General features: G+C 73.2%; 16 protein-coding genes. 11 read left to right on the top strand and 5 right to left on the bottom strand.

The genetic code is table 11. From position 1 onward, the window contains the following. The first annotated feature begins 355 nt into the window (after positions 1-355). Positions 356-1,447, top strand: a complete 1,092-nt coding sequence (locus ACFVSN_RS26710) for a family 16 glycosylhydrolase (protein ID WP_387956706.1) — start codon at positions 356-358, stop codon at positions 1,445-1,447. Positions 1,448-1,646: 199 nt separating this feature from the next. After that, positions 1,647-2,096 (top strand): DUF6299 family protein, encoded by a 450-nt coding sequence (locus ACFVSN_RS26715; protein ID WP_380446193.1) that lies wholly within the window; start codon positions 1,647-1,649, stop codon positions 2,094-2,096. Between the two features lie 135 nt (positions 2,097-2,231). Here the strand turns inward: ACFVSN_RS26715 and ACFVSN_RS26720 are convergent, their stop codons facing one another. Further along, positions 2,232-2,858: a TetR/AcrR family transcriptional regulator gene (locus ACFVSN_RS26720; protein ID WP_387591044.1), complete on the bottom strand. Its 627-nt coding sequence runs from the start codon at positions 2,856-2,858 to the stop codon at positions 2,232-2,234. Between the two features lie 156 nt (positions 2,859-3,014). Here ACFVSN_RS26720 and ACFVSN_RS26725 point away from each other — a divergent pair, with 156 nt between their 5' ends. Together ACFVSN_RS26725 and ACFVSN_RS26730 are read left to right on the top strand one after the other, a co-directional pair. After that, positions 3,015-3,917, top strand: a complete 903-nt coding sequence (locus tag ACFVSN_RS26725) for a lipase family alpha/beta hydrolase (RefSeq protein WP_387591041.1) — start codon at positions 3,015-3,017, stop codon at positions 3,915-3,917. Between the two features lie 123 nt (positions 3,918-4,040). Beyond that, on the top strand, positions 4,041-4,553 hold the full coding sequence (locus tag ACFVSN_RS26730) for a hypothetical protein (RefSeq protein ID WP_387591038.1): 513 nt from the start codon (positions 4,041-4,043) through the stop codon (positions 4,551-4,553). 78 nt (positions 4,554-4,631) lie between these two features. Here ACFVSN_RS26730 and ACFVSN_RS26735 read toward each other — a convergent pair whose 3' ends face one another. Next, on the bottom strand, positions 4,632-5,828 hold the full coding sequence (locus tag ACFVSN_RS26735) for a M20 family metallopeptidase (protein ID WP_380446197.1): 1,197 nt from the start codon (positions 5,826-5,828) through the stop codon (positions 4,632-4,634). A gap of 190 nt (positions 5,829-6,018) precedes the next feature. On the opposite strand from ACFVSN_RS26735, the gene ACFVSN_RS26740 reads away from it, so the two are divergent. The 4 genes from ACFVSN_RS26740 to ACFVSN_RS26755 all read left to right on the top strand — a co-directional run bounded on the left by ACFVSN_RS26740 (position 6,019) and on the right by ACFVSN_RS26755 (position 9,910). Continuing rightward, positions 6,019-6,621 (top strand): dihydrofolate reductase family protein, encoded by a 603-nt coding sequence (locus ACFVSN_RS26740; protein ID WP_387591035.1) that lies wholly within the window; start codon positions 6,019-6,021, stop codon positions 6,619-6,621. A gap of 566 nt (positions 6,622-7,187) precedes the next feature. Beyond that, complete coding sequence (locus tag ACFVSN_RS26745; protein WP_380446199.1) at positions 7,188-8,009, top strand: SDR family NAD(P)-dependent oxidoreductase; 822 nt, start codon at positions 7,188-7,190, stop codon at positions 8,007-8,009. 449 nt (positions 8,010-8,458) lie between these two features. Next, positions 8,459-8,905 (top strand): hypothetical protein, encoded by a 447-nt coding sequence (locus ACFVSN_RS26750; RefSeq protein WP_387591032.1) that lies wholly within the window; start codon positions 8,459-8,461, stop codon positions 8,903-8,905. 96 nt (positions 8,906-9,001) lie between these two features. After that, entirely contained in the window at positions 9,002-9,910 is a 909-nt protein-coding gene (locus tag ACFVSN_RS26755; protein ID WP_387956707.1) for an NAD(+)/NADH kinase, read from the top strand. Positions 9,911-9,940: 30 nt separating this feature from the next. Here ACFVSN_RS26755 and ACFVSN_RS26760 read toward each other — a convergent pair whose 3' ends face one another. Continuing rightward, entirely contained in the window at positions 9,941-10,645 is a 705-nt protein-coding gene (locus ACFVSN_RS26760; protein ID WP_387591026.1) for a rhomboid-like protein, read from the bottom strand. Positions 10,646-10,944: 299 nt separating this feature from the next. Between ACFVSN_RS26760 and ACFVSN_RS26765 the strand changes: the two genes are divergently transcribed. Next, positions 10,945-12,033, top strand: coding sequence for a glycoside hydrolase domain-containing protein (locus tag ACFVSN_RS26765; protein ID WP_387591023.1), 1,089 nt, complete (start codon positions 10,945-10,947; stop codon positions 12,031-12,033). 10 nt (positions 12,034-12,043) lie between these two features. Then, positions 12,044-12,343: a hypothetical protein gene (locus ACFVSN_RS26770; RefSeq protein ID WP_387591020.1), complete on the top strand. Its 300-nt coding sequence runs from the start codon at positions 12,044-12,046 to the stop codon at positions 12,341-12,343. Positions 12,344-12,360: 17 nt separating this feature from the next. Here the strand turns inward: ACFVSN_RS26770 and ACFVSN_RS26775 are convergent, their stop codons facing one another. Next, positions 12,361-13,422 carry a UbiA family prenyltransferase gene (locus tag ACFVSN_RS26775; RefSeq protein WP_387591017.1) on the bottom strand — a complete coding sequence of 354 codons (1,062 nt, stop codon included), beginning with the start codon at positions 13,420-13,422 and terminating at the stop codon, positions 12,361-12,363. Positions 13,423-13,436: 14 nt separating this feature from the next. Further along, positions 13,437-13,559 (bottom strand): hypothetical protein, encoded by a 123-nt coding sequence (locus ACFVSN_RS26780; protein WP_359959260.1) that lies wholly within the window; start codon positions 13,557-13,559, stop codon positions 13,437-13,439. Positions 13,560-13,856: 297 nt separating this feature from the next. Between ACFVSN_RS26780 and ACFVSN_RS26785 the strand changes: the two genes are divergently transcribed. Beyond that, complete coding sequence (locus ACFVSN_RS26785) at positions 13,857-14,900, top strand: nucleoside hydrolase (RefSeq protein WP_387591014.1); 1,044 nt, start codon at positions 13,857-13,859, stop codon at positions 14,898-14,900. Positions 14,901-14,930: the final 30 nt, after the last annotated feature.

Consider the following 14,930-nt stretch of genomic DNA (forward strand, 5'->3'; position numbering starts at 1 on the left):
CGCCGCCGTTGAGTGAACGTTTCATCTGCGCCGGCCCCAGCGGATCGCTCAGGCCGGCCGCCGGGCAAGGTGGGGCGAGCCGAGGCGAGGTGGGGCGAGGCGCGGGGCGCGGGTGACGGTGAGTTCGACGAACCGGATGACCGTTCATCAGCCGCTCCCGACACCTCGGTTGTCGGCGGGTCACCCACCCGGGCCCGTACGACGCGCGACTCCTCGGGGCGGGTGCCAGAGTCGTCGGTAGCGCGCTCACCACTTCAGGGCCGACGCCCCGGCCCCCAACGTCCGGCCGTCATCCTCGGGCGGTCCCGTCGACGGCCGCGACCTGTCGCAGAACGGTGGATCCTCGGTGAAACCCTTGAAGTTGGCCGCTGCCGCCATGGCCGGCGCGGCCGTGTGCGCCCTCGTGTCCCCGACGGCCGTGGCGGCGCCGCACCGGAGCGCCGCGGTCCAGCCCTGGCCCTGGCCCTGGCCCTGGCCCGCGCCGGGGACCGGTTCGTGGCCCTTCCCCGGCGGCTGGCCGACGCTCCCCTCGGTGCCGACGCTCCCCTCGGCGCCCCTCCCGTCGGCGCCGACGCCCACCGACCCCTCGCCCCGGCCGCCGACCACCCCCGCACGGCCCGCGCCCGCAGGGCCCGCCGGGCCGTGGGACCTCAAGTTCGCCGACGAGTTCGACGGCACGTCGGTGGACCGGACGAAGTGGTCGTTCCAGTCCGCGGCGGAGGCGGACTGGTCCGCCGCCCCGTTCGGGACGGGCAACCCGGACAACCAGCAGCTCGAATTCGACCAGCCGGCGAACTGCACCGTCTCCGGCGGCACGCTGGACATCACCGCGAAGCCGGATGACATCACCAGCGCCGGCGGCAGGCACTACGCCTGGTCGAGCTGCATGCTCAACTCGTCGCCGTCCTACGCCTTCCGCTACGGCTACACCGAGATCCGCGCCAAACTCCCGGCCCCCAAGGGCTTCTGGTCGGCCCTGTGGACGTGGGCGGCGCCCGGGGTCTCCATCCCCGCCAACGGTGAGACCGACGCCTTCGAGTTCTACTCGGACGACCACTCCCGGCTCCACCTCACCCAGCACAACCCGGGCGGAGCCCCCCAGGACCTCCTGCCCGGCTTCCCGTGGCCCGGGATCACCCGCCCCGGCCCGAACGTCCCCGGCCGGAACGTCCCCGGATCGAACGCCGTCGGCACCGTGCACCGGCCCGGGTTCGATCCGGCCGCGGACTTCCACACCTACGGCGTCGACATCGAACCGTCGGGAACGGACTGGTGGATCGACGGCCGGATGGTCTTCCACAGCAGCCGGACGTCGAACGGCCCGGTGAACGTCCTCCTCGACAACTTCGTCTACTCCAAGATCCCGCCGGTGCCGGGCAGCCGGGGCCACCTGCTGGTCGACTACGTGCGGGCCTGGCAGCGACCGGCGGCCTTCCCCGGACACTGACGGACCGGACCCTCCGCAGGGACCGCGCGCAGGCGGGAAGGGCGAGCGCTCGGGCGCCGCACCTCGGCCATGCCGGGAATCCGCGCAGAGCCATCCGGGTGGAGCCGCGTCCGGTGGCGGGTGGCAGCGTGCGGCAGGCCTGCGGCACGCGGTAGGTACGTCGGTGCACTCGCACCACACCTTCGGAGGACCCACCACCATGCGCAAGCTCAGCACGCTGGCCGCCGTGATCACCGCGATGATCGGCCTCGCCGCCCCCGGCACCGCGGCCACGGCCGCCACCACGCCGGCCGCCCCCTCCGACGCGGTGAGCGTCACCGGCGGCACCCTCGCCGACGACGGCACCGTCACGCTGACCGGCGGCTACCGCTGCGCCGACCACCCTGGCAAGGTCGTCCTGATCGGCAGCAACGTCATCCAGGACGGCCACCCCGAGTCGATCGGCGGGTTCAGGGCGCAGTGCGACGGCACCGAACGCACCTGGACCAACACCGGCCGCCCGATGACCGACGGCCGCCGCCCCGGCCCGCTCCTGCGCACCGGCCCGGTCACCGTGAAGGCGACCATGCTCACGATGGGCCCGAACGGCATGCCGCTCCCCCAGACCGTGGCCACCGCCGAGACCCCGATCGAGCTGCTGGCCGAGTGACCCGTGCCCTCAGGCCCCCGCACGCCGGTGCTGCACCGGCGTGCGGGGGCGGCGCGGGAGGGCGGCGCGCTTCGGAAGCCGTCGGACCACGACGTGCCGCCCAAAAAACCACCGGGGCCCGAAGCCGGCCATCGGTCAGTAGGTGAGCCGGGCCAGGAGCAGGTCCGTCAGCTCGACCACGACCTCGTCGAACTCGGCCGCGACGTAGCCCGCGGCCCAGTCGTGCAGGAGCGCATTGACCGCGCCGATGAAGGCCGCGGTCGTCAACGTCCAATCCCGGCCGGCCACTTCGCCGCGACCGGCGGCCTGGTCCGCCTCGGCCGCGAGCAGTGCGGCCCAGCGCGCGCGGCGGTCGGCGCGGAGCCGCTCCAGCGTCGGGTTGACGCCGACGATCTGGACGTAGGCGATCTGCGCCCAGCGGACGTCGCCCGCCGTCACCCGCGCGTAGGCGCCGAGGCCGGCCCGGACCCGGGCGGCCAGTGCCGCCGCCGGGTCGAGTGCGCCCAGCGCCGCCAGCACCTCCGCCTCCGCCCGGTCGTTCACCGAGGCGTAGAGACGCGTGAGCACCTCCTCCAACGTCCGGAAGTGTTCGTAGAACTGACGCGTCGACAGTCCAGCCGCACCGCAGAGAGCCGCCACGGTGGTCCCCCGGTAGCCGGGCTCGCCACCCATCAACTCCAGTGCGGCGTCGAGCAATCGGCGCTCCCGCTCCTCGCGGCGCTCGTCGACGCTCCGGCCCCGGTAGCGACTTCCAGCTCTCATGCACCAAGTATCGCGGCCGCGTGGATCTTTGAAACCAGCCGTTGTCAGATCCCTTGTCGTGTACCTGAGTTACTCCTACTCTCCGGTAGGGCCACATGTGAAGCGCATCGTTTTCACATCGGGTCGCACCCCTTCCACCCCCAAGGGAGTTCCCCCATGCGCAACCGACTCAGGAGCACCGTCGCCGCGCTCGTCTGCGCGCTGACCGTCGCCGTCGCCGCCCCCACCGCCTCGGCCGCCCCCACCGCCTCGGCCGCCCCCACCGCTCCCTCCGCCTCCACCTCCTCCATCCCCGACTCCGGCTGGAACGACTGGTCCTGCCGCCCGAGCGCCGCGCACCCCGAGCCCGTCGTGCTGGTCCACGGCATGGGCGGCAACGGGGTGGACAACTTCCTCACCCTCGCCCCGGCCCTCGTCGCCCACGGCTACTGCGCGTACTCCGAGACGTACGGGCAGACCGTCCTCGGGCCCCTCGCGGGCGGCCTGGCCCCGATGGCCGGCAGCGCGGCGGAGCTGGGCGCCTTCGTCGACCGGGTCCGCGCCGCCACCGGTGCCGCGAAGGTCGACATCGTCGGCCACTCCGAGGGCACCACCGTCCCCGCCTACTACATGAAGGTCCTCGGCGGCGCCGCGAAGGTCGACCGTTTCGTCGGCTTCGGCTCGAACTTCCAGGGCACCACCCTCGACGGCCTGGGCGCCCTCGCCTCCGCCGTCCACCTCCAGGCGATCCTCGACGGCATCGGCTGCGGCGCCTGCGCGGACTTCCTGCCCGGCTCCGCCTTCCTGACGAAGCTCGACGACGGGCCGGTGGCCGTGCCCGGCCCCGTCTACACCAGCATCGTCTCCCGCTACGACCAGGTCGTCACCCCGTACACGAGCGGCCTGCTCGACGGGCCGAACACCACGAACATCGTCCTCCAGGACGTCTGCGGACTGGACTTCACCGGGCACGTCGGCCAGGCCGTCGACCCCAACGTGACCCAACTGGTCCTGAACGGGCTCGATCCCGCGCACACCGCACCGTTCGTCTGCCTCCCCTTCTTCGACTTCGGCGTCTGAGACCAACGCGGCCACGCGGTCGGCCCGTGACGGCTCTGGACCAGGGACGGGCCCGGTGCGAGCATGACGTGTAGCCGTCAGGTGGCACCCAGTCACCTCACAGACTCCCGTACAGGGGGGATCATGCGCATCGGCGCCCGCGTGCGCGCGGCATCCACCGCCCTCGCCGTCATCACCACCAGCCTCACCTTCGCCGTCGTCGGCACCGGCACGGCACACGCCCGCTCCACGTCCTGTGCCGCCGTCCTCGGCGGCGGCCAGTACATCCGGGCCGGTGGGCGGACGATCGGCAACCTCTACCTGGCCTGGAACTACTGCGATCCCACCAACAAGGTCGCGTACACCGAGGTCAACATCTGGAACACCAACTTCGTCAACGGCAACTGGCACAACGGCCTGATCGACGTGAAGTCCAGCTCGGACCACGCGTCGAACGCCGGCTCGCCCCAGCCCAACGCCGGCAGCTGGTGGTGGGACTCCGGGTTCATCAAGGTGGCCCCGAACGTGCACAACGACCGCCGCTACCACGGCAGCATGAACTTCAACGCCGGCGGTCACCAGTGCTGGGGGGACACCCCGACGTGGGACTTCTCCGGCGCCGGGGTCGTCGCGGCCGGCTCGGTGCACTGCACCTGACTCCCGGGGCGGGTCCCGTTGCCCACGGGACCCGCCGTGGCCCACGGGTCCCGCCGTCGCCGACGGGACCCGCCCCGGTCACACCGCCAGGCGGCGGACGGCGAGTTCGGCGTAGAGCGCGCTGCCGTCGGCGAGCACCTCGTCGTCGAACTCCGCGTACGGCGAGTGGTTGGGGGCCCGGTCCCCGGGGTCGCTCCCCTTCGGGGCCGCGCCGAGCATCACGAACGAGCCGGGGACGGCGTTCAGGACCCTGGAGAAGTCCTCCGAGGCGGTCAGCGGGTTCGCCATCGTCCGGAAGCGCTCCTCGCCGAACACCTCCCGGACGGTGTCCGCCAGGAAGTCCGTCTCGGCCGCGTCGGTCTCCGTCACCGGGTACTCGGGACGGAACTCGGCCTCCGCCCGCAGCCCGTGGGCGGCGGCGACGGACCCGACCAGCTCGACGGCCGCCTCCGCGACCCGGGACTGCGCCTCGGCGGAGAACGTCCGCACGGTCGCCTCGAAGCGGGCGGTCTCGGGGATCACGTTGCGCCGCGTGCCGGCCCGGAAGAGCCCGACGGTGATCACCACCGGGTCGAACACGTCGAAGCGGCGGGTCACCATGGTCTGCAGGGCCGTGACCATCTCGCAGGCCGCCGGAACGGGGTCCTTCGCCCGGTGCGGCGCCGAGCCGTGTCCGCCCGCGCCGTGGACGGTGACGTGCAGCGAGGCCGACGCGGCCATCATCGGGCCGCGCCGGGCGGTGAACTCCCCGTGCGGCATCGTCGCCACCACGTGCACGCCGTAGGCGGCGGCAGGGCGTCGGCCGGCCGCGTCCAGCACGCCCTCGGCGAGCATGGCCCCCGCGCCGTCCCACCCCTCCTCCCCCGGCTGGAACATGAAGACCACGTCGCCCTGGAGGCGCTCGCGCCGCGCGGCCAGCAGGTGCGCGGCACCGGCCAGCATCGCCGTGTGCAGGTCGTGTCCGCAGGCGTGCATGGCACCGTTCCCGGCGGCGAACGGCACCGGGGCCTTCTCGGCGACCGGCAGGGCGTCCATGTCGCCGCGCAGCAGCACCGTCGGCCCCGGGCGGGCGCCGCGCAGCACCGCCGTGACCGAAGTCAGCGCGCCGCCGAGGCCGATCTCCAGCGGCAGCCCGTCGAGCGCCGCCAGCACGCGCTCCTGGGTGCGCGGCAGGTCGAGGCCCACCTCGGGGAGGCGGTGCAGGTCGTGGCGGAGCCGGACCAGGTCCGGGGCCAGCGCGAGCGCGTCGTCGTACAGGGAGTCGTGCGGGGCCACGGGTACCTCCGAAGCGAGTCCGAGTCCGGGTCGTGCGGCGGGGAGCATACCCACCCCACGCCCGGCCGACGACCCGTCGGCGAAGGAAGACCGGATCCTCCAGGCTCTTCGCCGCGCGCCGATGAGTTCCGGCGCCGCGACCGGTCCAACCTGACGGGACGACCGACACCGAGCTCGTAGGGAGCACCTCATGAGGAAGATCACCGCCGGCCTGTTCATCGCCGCCGACGGCGTCGTGGAAGCGCCGGACCAGTGGCACTTCCCGTACTACAACGAGGAGCTGGGCGCGGCCGTCAACGCCCGGCTCGGCTCGGCGGACACCCTCCTGTTCGGCCGCGCCACCTACGAGAACTTCGCCGGGGCGTGGCCCTCCCGGGAGAGCGGCCCGGTCGACGCGGGCGACGTCGCGGCGGCGGTCGCCGAGGTGTCCCAGCTGTCCCGGATGGCCAAGGCGCTCGGCGACGCCCGCAAGCTCGTGGTGTCGCACTCCCCGCTGATGTTCACCTGGCGCAACTCCGAGCAGCTGCGGGGCGACCTCGTCGAGGCCGTCACCGAGCTGAAGAGCGGGCCCGGCGGTGCCGTCGCGATGTCCGGCTCGGTCTCCGTCGTCCGCCAACTGCTGGCCGCCCGGCTCCTCGACGAGCTCCACCTGTTCGTCCACCCGATCGCGGTCGGCCACGGGCAGCGCCTGTTCGCCGACTCCGCCACGCCGCTCCCGCTCACGCTGCTGAGCTGCGAGGCCTTCCGGACGGGCGTCCTGCACGTCGTCTACGGCCCCGCCGAAGAGGCGTAGCCGCCGGTCCCGTCCGCCTCCCCGCACGCAGGAAGTCGGCCCTGTCGACTTCCTGCGCGGGGGCGTGACGTGGTGGCATGAAGTGGTGGCATGAAGTGGTGGCGTCAAGGACCCGTCAGCAGCGCATCAGTGCTTCGTCAGGGCGGGTGAAGGCGCTTGCCCCGGGCCGTCCCCCGGGCTTTGATGATGGGCATGCACCGCTCGACACGCCACCACGACCGCCCGCCGCATAGTCGGCCGCGGATCGTCGCTGTCGCCGTCGCGGTCGCCACCACCGTCCGGTAACACCGAGCGCTACCCCGCTCGGCGCCGGCCGCGTGCGCACGGGCTTCTCGCCGCTTCGTCCGGCACGGCCCCTGCGCCGATCCCCGCCGTCCGTCCCCCGGCCCGTCGGCTCCGAGGCCGGGGGACGGACGCGCGAAACATCTCTCGGACGCGCGAAGCATCTCTCCGCGCATCACCTCTTCCCGCTCATCACTTCTCTCCGCGCCGACGGCACCGGGGAGGTGCGGCCACGCGCCGCGCCTCCTTCGCACCCCGTCGACGCCCTCCACCCTGGATGGGTCATGTCCGTCTCTGTTCTGTCCGCCCGCACCGCCCTCGTCACCGGCGCGTCCTCCGGCATCGGCTGGGAGACCGCCCGGCTCCTCGCCGGCCTCGGCGCCACCGTCCTGGTGCACGCCCGGACCACCGCCGAGGCGGAGGCGGCCGTCGCCCGGCTGGTCGCCGACGGCGCCCGGCGGGACCAACTCGTCGAGCTGGCCGCCGACTTCACCCGCCTGTCGGAGGTGGCGGTGCTGGCCGGGACGGTCGTCAAGCACTACCCGGCACTGGACCTGCTGGTCAACAACGCCGCCGTGATGGCCCCCGAGCGCTGCACTCTCACCGACGACGGCAACGAGGTCTCGCTCCAGGTGAACTTCCTCGCCGGCCACCTCCTCGCCAAGCTCCTGCGCGCCCCGCTAACGGCGGCCGACGGCGCCCGCATCGTCAACGTCTCCTCCGCCCTGCACCGCACCGCGTCGATGAACTGGTCCGACCCGCACCGCGTCAAGAAGTACTCGCGCGTCGCCGCGTACGCGCAGTCGCAGCTCGCGCTCACCATGGACACCGCCGAGATGGCCCCGGACGGCTCCGGCATCACCGCCGTCAGCGTCAACCCTGGCCAGTGCGAGACCGCCCTGCTCCCCCTGTACGGACGCGTCGGCGCCCCGGCGGCCGAGGGCGCGGCGGCCGTCGTCCGGGTGTGCCTGCCGGACTTCCCGGTCGTCAACGGCGCCTACTACGAAGGCGGTTCGGTCGCGGCCACCGCCCAGGCGGCGCAGGAGGAGCGTTCGAAGAAGCGGCTCGCCAAGCTCGCCGACCAGCTGGTCGGCCAGGCGGCCTGAACCCCGCCGGCCCGAACCCCGCCCACCCGAAGAACGGAAGCAGGTCCCCGATGTCCAAGCGCGCCCGCAAGAAGAAGGCCCGGCGGAAGAAGAAGGCCAACCACGGCCGCAAGCCCGCGTAGACCCATCCGGTGCCGCGTGCCACCGGCACCGGATGAGACCTCCGGCCCCCGGGGCTCCGCCGTCCACTGGAGAGGAGGGCGGAGCCCACGGGGGCCGAGGTGCGCCCGGCCCTCATCGGATCCGACGAGGCGGGTCACAGCGACACCCGCACGCTCCGCCGTTCGGACCTCGGCGAGCGGACGGCGGCGTGGAGACGCGGAGAAGGCCGTCCCGTACGCCGAAGCGGACCGGTGTTGATCACCGTGCACCGCACGTCCTACGCTTCCCGGGTCCGCCCCGCCCCGCAGCCGCGAGGGCGGCGCGGCCTTCTCGGGGGAGAAACGCAGATGGCAGACGTAGCCGCCACGCCGCAGGACACCGTGCCGCAGGACGCGGTCCCGCGGGAGGCCGTCCCGCAAGCGACGGTCCCGCAGGACGCCGTGCCGGTGCCCGCCGCGCGCGAACGCGAGGCGCGAACGCCCAGGCCGTCCGATCGCTTCGCCGGGCTCAGGGACTGGTGGCAGGACGGGAGCGCCGAGTCCTCCCCGGTGAAGTCCTCGATCAACGGGGTGATCCTCGGCTTCTACCTCGCGCTGATCGTCGGCGCCCGCGTCACCGGCCACCGACGCGACGCCCTGGCCCTGATAGGGGCCGGCTTCATCCTGTGCATATTCGTGCTGGCCTGCCTGTGGTGGACCCTCGAACGCCCGCGGGCCGGCCTGACCGCCATGCTCGCCGGCGCGCTGGTGGCCACGGGGGTCGTCCTGGCCTGGGGCCAGGCCCCACCGGCCTAGGAGCCGCACGGCAAGGCTCACCCCGGGCGCCCAGGTCGCCGCCCCTGGCCGGCGCCGTCCCCGGCCCGTGCCCTTGAAGGCGGCACCCGGCTGTGCGTGACTGGGAGGAGCAACATCCGCCCGCACGACGGCGAGGTGCCCCGGATGGGATTCATCGGCACGGTGGGGCTGGTCCTCCACCCCGAGCGCACGTGCGCGCCGACCGTGGACGCCGTCCTCCGGTGGAGCCGGGGGCACGGCGCCAAGGTCCTGGGCCTGGCGGCCGAGGTGACGCGGATCGGCTGCGAGGCCGTACCGGTCGAGGCGGAGGAGATGACCGCGAGCGCCGACCTGCTGATCAGCCTGGGCGGGGACGGCACCATGCTGCGCGCCATGCGGATGGTGTCCGGCGGCCACGCCCCCGTGCTCGGCGTCAACGTCGGGCGCCTGGGGTTCCTCGCCGAGGTCGACGTGCCGGACCTCCCGGCCGCGCTCGACGCGATCGACGACCACCGCTTCACCGTGGAGACCCGCTCCGGCGTGCACGCCCGCTTCGGCTCCACCTGGCACACGGCGCTCAACGACGTCGTGCTGGTGCGCAGCCCGGGGCACCGGACCGCGGCCGTCGCCGTGCGGGTGCAGGACCAGCCGTTCGTGTCCTACACCGCCGACGCCGTCGTCGTCGCCACCCCGACCGGGTCGACCGCCTACAGCTTCTCGGCCGGCGGTCCGATCGTCTCGCCCAACGCCGAGGGCCTGCTGATCACGCCGGTGGCCCCGCACGCCGCGTTCAACCGCTCGGTGTTCCTCTCCAGCGGTGAGCGGCTCGCGCTGGAGGTGCTGCCGCACAGCGGCGGCCTCGCCGTCGAGGCGGACGGCCTGCTGGCCGGCCACGTGTCCCCCGGTGACGTCGTCGAGGTGACCATGCTGCCCGACGCCGCCCGCGTCGTCCGGCTCGGCCGCACCACCTTCTACCAGCGCGCCCAGCGCAAGCTCCGCCTCACCGGTTCGGCGGAGCCTGCCTGAGCCTCATCACGGCTCCGCCGAGCGGATGTCTCATCGCTGCGAGCGGCCCTGCGAACGACCCTGTGAACGCCTCGGCGCACGGCCCTGCGAACGACCCTGCGAACGGGCCGGTTCCCGTTCGGCGGTCCGGTGGCGGCGGCGGACATGGTGGGCGACGACGACCGCGAGACCGGTGAGCGCGGCCAGCACGTGTCCGACCGCTGCCACGTCCCCGTCGGGCAGGCCGTCGAGCAGTTCGGGCGCCGACGCCACCAGCAGGGCCGACCACACCACCCGCCACCAGACCCTGCGGGCGCACCCCGCCGCGATGACCATCGCCGCGACCACGACGAACGACGGGCCGGTGTCCAGCTCGAACGCGGCGTCGGGCAGCAGGCCGCCGTGCCGGATGCGCCACCAGACCATCCCCTCGGTCACGGCCGTCGCCCCCGCGTGGGCCAGCGCGAGCACCAGCACCGCGCGCAACCGGCCGAGGACCGCCACCACGGTGAACCCCGACAGCGCGAGCAGCGGCCACGCCCACCCGTCACCCTGGGGCACGAACGCGGACGCCACCAGCGCCTCGACGGGGTGACCGGCCGGCCAGGGCCGCAGGTTGGCCAGATCGGTCGAGGCCCACGCGCGAAGCCGCTCCGCGTCGTCGACGGGCAGCGCGTGCGTGACCGTCACCCCGACGGCCAGCAGGGCCGCGTACCACGCGGCGGGGTTGCGGACGAGTCGGCGCGCAGCGGGCAAGGAGGCTCTCCAGGGTTCTCGGCGGGCTCCGACGTAGCGTACGGCCCGCGCGACGTCGCACCGACGTCCGGCCCCGCCGGCATCCCGGGCTCATGCCGGGCCCATCCCGATCATCCGGCTCACCGGGATGATCGTGCCCATGTCCTGGTCAAACACGGTGCGGTTGTGGGCTTTGCCGCTCTTGGTGGCGGGGCAGAACGTACTCGGACAACCCGCCGGCCGGCCGTCCGCCGAGCCCATCGCCCTCACCCCCACCCCCACTCCCGCTCTCACCCCCACACACCCAAGGGAGCCACCTCGTGACCTGGGGAGTCGACTACCCCTGGACCCACCCGACGGCCGCCGCCCTCCAGGCCTCCGGCGCGGCCTTCGCCATGCGGTACCTCAGCACCGACACGTCGAAGAACCTCACCCGCGCGGAGGCCGACGACCTGGCCGCGCACGGCATCTGGTGCGGCGTCGTGTGGGAGACCACCGAAGGCCGGGCCCTCGCCGGGCAGGCCGCCGGAGCCGCCGATGCCCGAACGGCCGCGGCACAGGCCGCCGCCTGCGGCATGCCCCCGGACCGGCCGATCTACTTCGCCGTCGACACCGACACCGACTGGCCGAGCGTCCGGCCGTACTTCGCGGGCGCCGCCGGCGTCCTCGGCGCGGCGCGAACGGGCGTCTACGGCGGACTGCACGTGGTCCGGGGCGCCGCCGCCTCCGGGCTCGTCACCTGGTACTGGCAGACCTCCGCGTGGTCCGGCGGCGTATGGGACCCGGATGCACACCTCCGGCAGGGCGGAGCGGTCACCATCGGCGGCGTCGACTGCGACCGCAACACCGCCACCACCACCGACTACGGGCAGTGGATGCCCGACCGCTCCCCGCAGGAGGACGACGTGCCGTACACCGAGGACCAGCTCCGCGCGATGATCCGCGAGGAGACCGTCAACGCGGTCAGCAGCCAGCCCGTCCGGGACTCCATCGCCTACGCCGTCCACTACGCCGACGACAATCCGGACGGCATCCGCACCCTCGTCCGGGGGCTGCCGCAGCAGGTCTGGCAGCACGGCCTGCCGAACGTGACCGCCGACTGGCAGCAGCGGACCGGCGCCGACGCGGTCGTCCCGGCGATGTGGCTGCTCGCCGCCAACAACCCGATCCAGTACCAACTCGCCGTGGCGAAGGCCCAGATCGCGGCACAGGCGGCGGTCATGCAGACGCTGCTCTCCCACGCCGACGGCATCGACACCGCCACGGTCACCGCCGCCATCGAGGCCGCCGTGGCCAAGGCCCTCGCGTCCGGCGTCGAGATGCACGTCACGACCGGCCCGACCGACCCGACCGTGTCCGCAGTGCCCGCGGTGTCCACGGTGCCCGCCCCCACCACCCCGACCACCTGAGGGAGAACCGGTGCCCGACTCCGTCCGCCGCACGATCCGCACGATCCTCCAGCTCGTCCTCGGCCTCGCCGCCGCGCTGCCCGCCCTCGTGCACACCACGAACCTGCCGTCCACCCTCCCCGGCCTCGGCGTCGCACTCGCCGTCGCCGCGGCCATCACGCGGATCATGGCGATGCCCGCCGTGGACGCCCTGCTGCCGGGCTGGCTCAGGATGACGCCGCCCACCACGGCGGCCGCCACGGACTCCGCCGACGCGACGCCGCCCACCACGGCGACCACCACGCAGGCGGGCACACCGGAACCGTCGTGACCACCCCGCCCCCGCCCCTACCGGGCGGGGGCATTCACGACAAGCGCTCGATCACCGGGCGACGACGCCTCGGCCGCCTCCTGCCCGAGCGAGGCGGTGGTGAGCCCGGTTCCCGGCCCGTACCGCACCAGGCCGACGACCTGGCCGACCGTCACCAGGAGGACCCCGCCGACGACCAACGCCTGCACCCCCGTTCCCCACCCGGCCTGCCCCATCGCCACGTGCGCGAGCTGGAGGACCAGCAGCCCCCGGCCGATCACCGCCGCGCCCGCGATGAGCGCCTCCTCCCGCCGGTGCCCGACCTCGTTCGCCAGCGTGCGGAGGATGAGCAGCACGGCGGCGAGGCACACGCCGTACGAGGCCACGAACGCCGGCGTGGGCCGGGGCGTGGCGGCCAGGATGACGCACGTGCCGATCACCCAGCAGCAGGCGCTGAACAGACAGGTGGCGCGGCGCCCGTGCCGCACGAGGAACGTCCGCTTGCCGAAGAGGGCGTCGCCCCGGACGTCACGGAAGTCCTTGAGCAGGATCCGGCCCACGAACCCGATGTAGAGGCCGCCCAGCATCATCAGGTCACGAGGGCCGACGGCGGCACCGGTGGCGGTGAGGCCGAGCAGGTACGGCAGCGCGACGTAGCAGGCCGGCAGGGCCAGCGCCGCGACGGCACCCCGGTCGGCCAGCCGCACCGGGCGCAGCGAGTACCCGGCGCTCAGCGCGAGGGCCGCGACCATCAACACCCCCGGCCGGAGCCCGAGGAGGAAAGCCGATCCGAGCGCGACGACGGCGGACACCGCGGCCGTCACGACGAGGTTCCGGCTCCCCGCCGCGGCCGTGACCAGCGGCCGACTCCAGTGCCCCGGCAGGTTGACCCGGTCGATCGCCTCGTCGGAGAGGTCGTTGACGCAGACCGAGCAGAGCAGGAACGCCACGACCGGCACGACGCACTCGGCGAACAGGAGCCGGTCCTCCGCGTGCCCCGCCTGGGCGAGCCCGAGCGCCGCGTAGAGGGCGAAGAGCAGCGCGACGGCGGGACGGCCGAGCGCGACGAGGACCCGAACGCGGACGGCCAGGCGCCGCACTCCCCGTTCGCCCCTCACTTGTTCGGCACCAGTCGGACCGAACCGGTGAACAACAGCACCATCCCCCCGAGCACCGCCAGCCCGGCGAGGGCCAGCACGGCGGCCAGGGCACACCCGATGAACTCGATGCACGACATGGGCCGCTTCCCGGGCGCAGATCCGCGCCGTGCGAACCGGCGGTGCGGCTCGTCGGGCGACGACCAGAGTGCTCCCATGCGTCATTCCCCTTTGCAGCAACAGTCGTTGATCGGCAGGCCGTCCGCCATCGTCCGCCGCCGCACGCGGGTTCCGCCTGAGTACGGATACTCAGTCACCTCCCCGCCGATCGGCAGGGAGGCACTGGGTTCCCTCACTCAGGGGCAGGTCAGAGGACCCCACTACGATGCAATCGCGAAGGTCATGAGGACCTTTGATCGATCGACTGAAGAGGGACAATGGGAGACAACTCGGAAGACACGTGGGACGACCTGCGTCGGCATAGGGAAGCCATCACAGCACTGGGTGAAGCCATCCCCGACAGCGTGTTCGCGGCGATGGCAAAAGATATTCGCCCGTCGTCTCTGCCCGAGGACCTGCGCAACGCCCCGCTGATCATCGACACCGACATCGGCGGGGACCCCGACGACGCCCTGGCCGTCGCCGCCGCTGCGCGGTACACCAGTGACCTCAGGCTCGTCATCACCGGCGACGAGTCCCAGGGCCGACGCGCACGCTTCGCCCGCCACCTGCTGGACCTGATGGACCGCCCCGACGTGGCGACGGTGGCCGGCGCCGAGCTCTCCGACACGCCGTACTTCGTCATCGAGCACCTCGTGCCGCAGGACGTCCCGGCGCAGCGGACCGACGTCGTCGCCGCCGTCCGCGAGGTCCTGGCGTCAACGGACGGCCCGGTGCGGTGGGTCGGCATGGCCCCGCTGTCGAACCTCGCCCACGTCCTCGCCGAGGCACCCGAGGCGGCTACCCGGCTCCGGGTGACGCAGATGGGCGGCGCCCTGCGGTACCGCAACCCGGAGATCGCCGAACACAACGTCCGCCTGGACGTTCCAGCCGCCCACCGCGTGCTCAAGGCGGTCGCTGTAGGACACCTACGGAAGCCGGAGTTCATTGCGTCAGAGGTAACCTTCACGCCGAAAATCGAGGTCACGGCGGAAAGCCCGCTGTACGAATGGCTGGCAGCCCCCCACGCGCCTCAGTGGGCCGCGCTCCTCGCCGCCCACCTGGACGCGTGGTTCACACGCTTCCACCCCGGCAGCATGCAGCACGACGCCCTCACTCTGACAGCCGCCCTCAGGCTCCCATTCGTCGATTCGGCCACCATCGGCATCTCGATGGACGAGATCGGACGAACCACCAGGAGTGACGACGGCGTCCGGATCCGGTGGAGCTTCGACGCCGACTACGACGCATTCATGACCTGGCTCACCAAAACACTGACGGAGCGCCTGCCCTCCACCCGCGCTGAAAGCGAGCAAGGTTGATAGAGCGGGAGCACCCAACCATCACGGCGT

It is taken from the genome of Kitasatospora sp. NPDC057904 (assembly GCF_042887925.1).
Lineage (GTDB): Bacteria > Actinomycetota > Actinomycetes > Streptomycetales > Streptomycetaceae > Kitasatospora.

Coding starts and splice junctions, on each gene's coding strand:
- ACFVSN_RS26725 (WP_387591041.1), top strand. CDS start 3,015: ATGCGCAACCGACTCAGGAGCACCGTCGCCGCGCTCGTCTGCGCGCTG.
- ACFVSN_RS26750 (WP_387591032.1), top strand. CDS start 8,459: ATGGCAGACGTAGCCGCCACGCCGCAGGACACCGTGCCGCAGGACGCG.
- ACFVSN_RS26740 (WP_387591035.1), top strand. CDS start 6,019: ATGAGGAAGATCACCGCCGGCCTGTTCATCGCCGCCGACGGCGTCGTG.
- ACFVSN_RS26720 (WP_387591044.1), bottom strand. CDS start 2,858: ATGAGAGCTGGAAGTCGCTACCGGGGCCGGAGCGTCGACGAGCGCCGC.
- ACFVSN_RS26715 (WP_380446193.1), top strand. CDS start 1,647: ATGCGCAAGCTCAGCACGCTGGCCGCCGTGATCACCGCGATGATCGGC.
- ACFVSN_RS26730 (WP_387591038.1), top strand. CDS start 4,041: ATGCGCATCGGCGCCCGCGTGCGCGCGGCATCCACCGCCCTCGCCGTC.
- ACFVSN_RS26780 (WP_359959260.1), bottom strand. CDS start 13,559: ATGTCGTGCATCGAGTTCATCGGGTGTGCCCTGGCCGCCGTGCTGGCC.
- ACFVSN_RS26785 (WP_387591014.1), top strand. CDS start 13,857: ATGGGAGACAACTCGGAAGACACGTGGGACGACCTGCGTCGGCATAGG.
- ACFVSN_RS26745 (WP_380446199.1), top strand. CDS start 7,188: ATGTCCGTCTCTGTTCTGTCCGCCCGCACCGCCCTCGTCACCGGCGCG.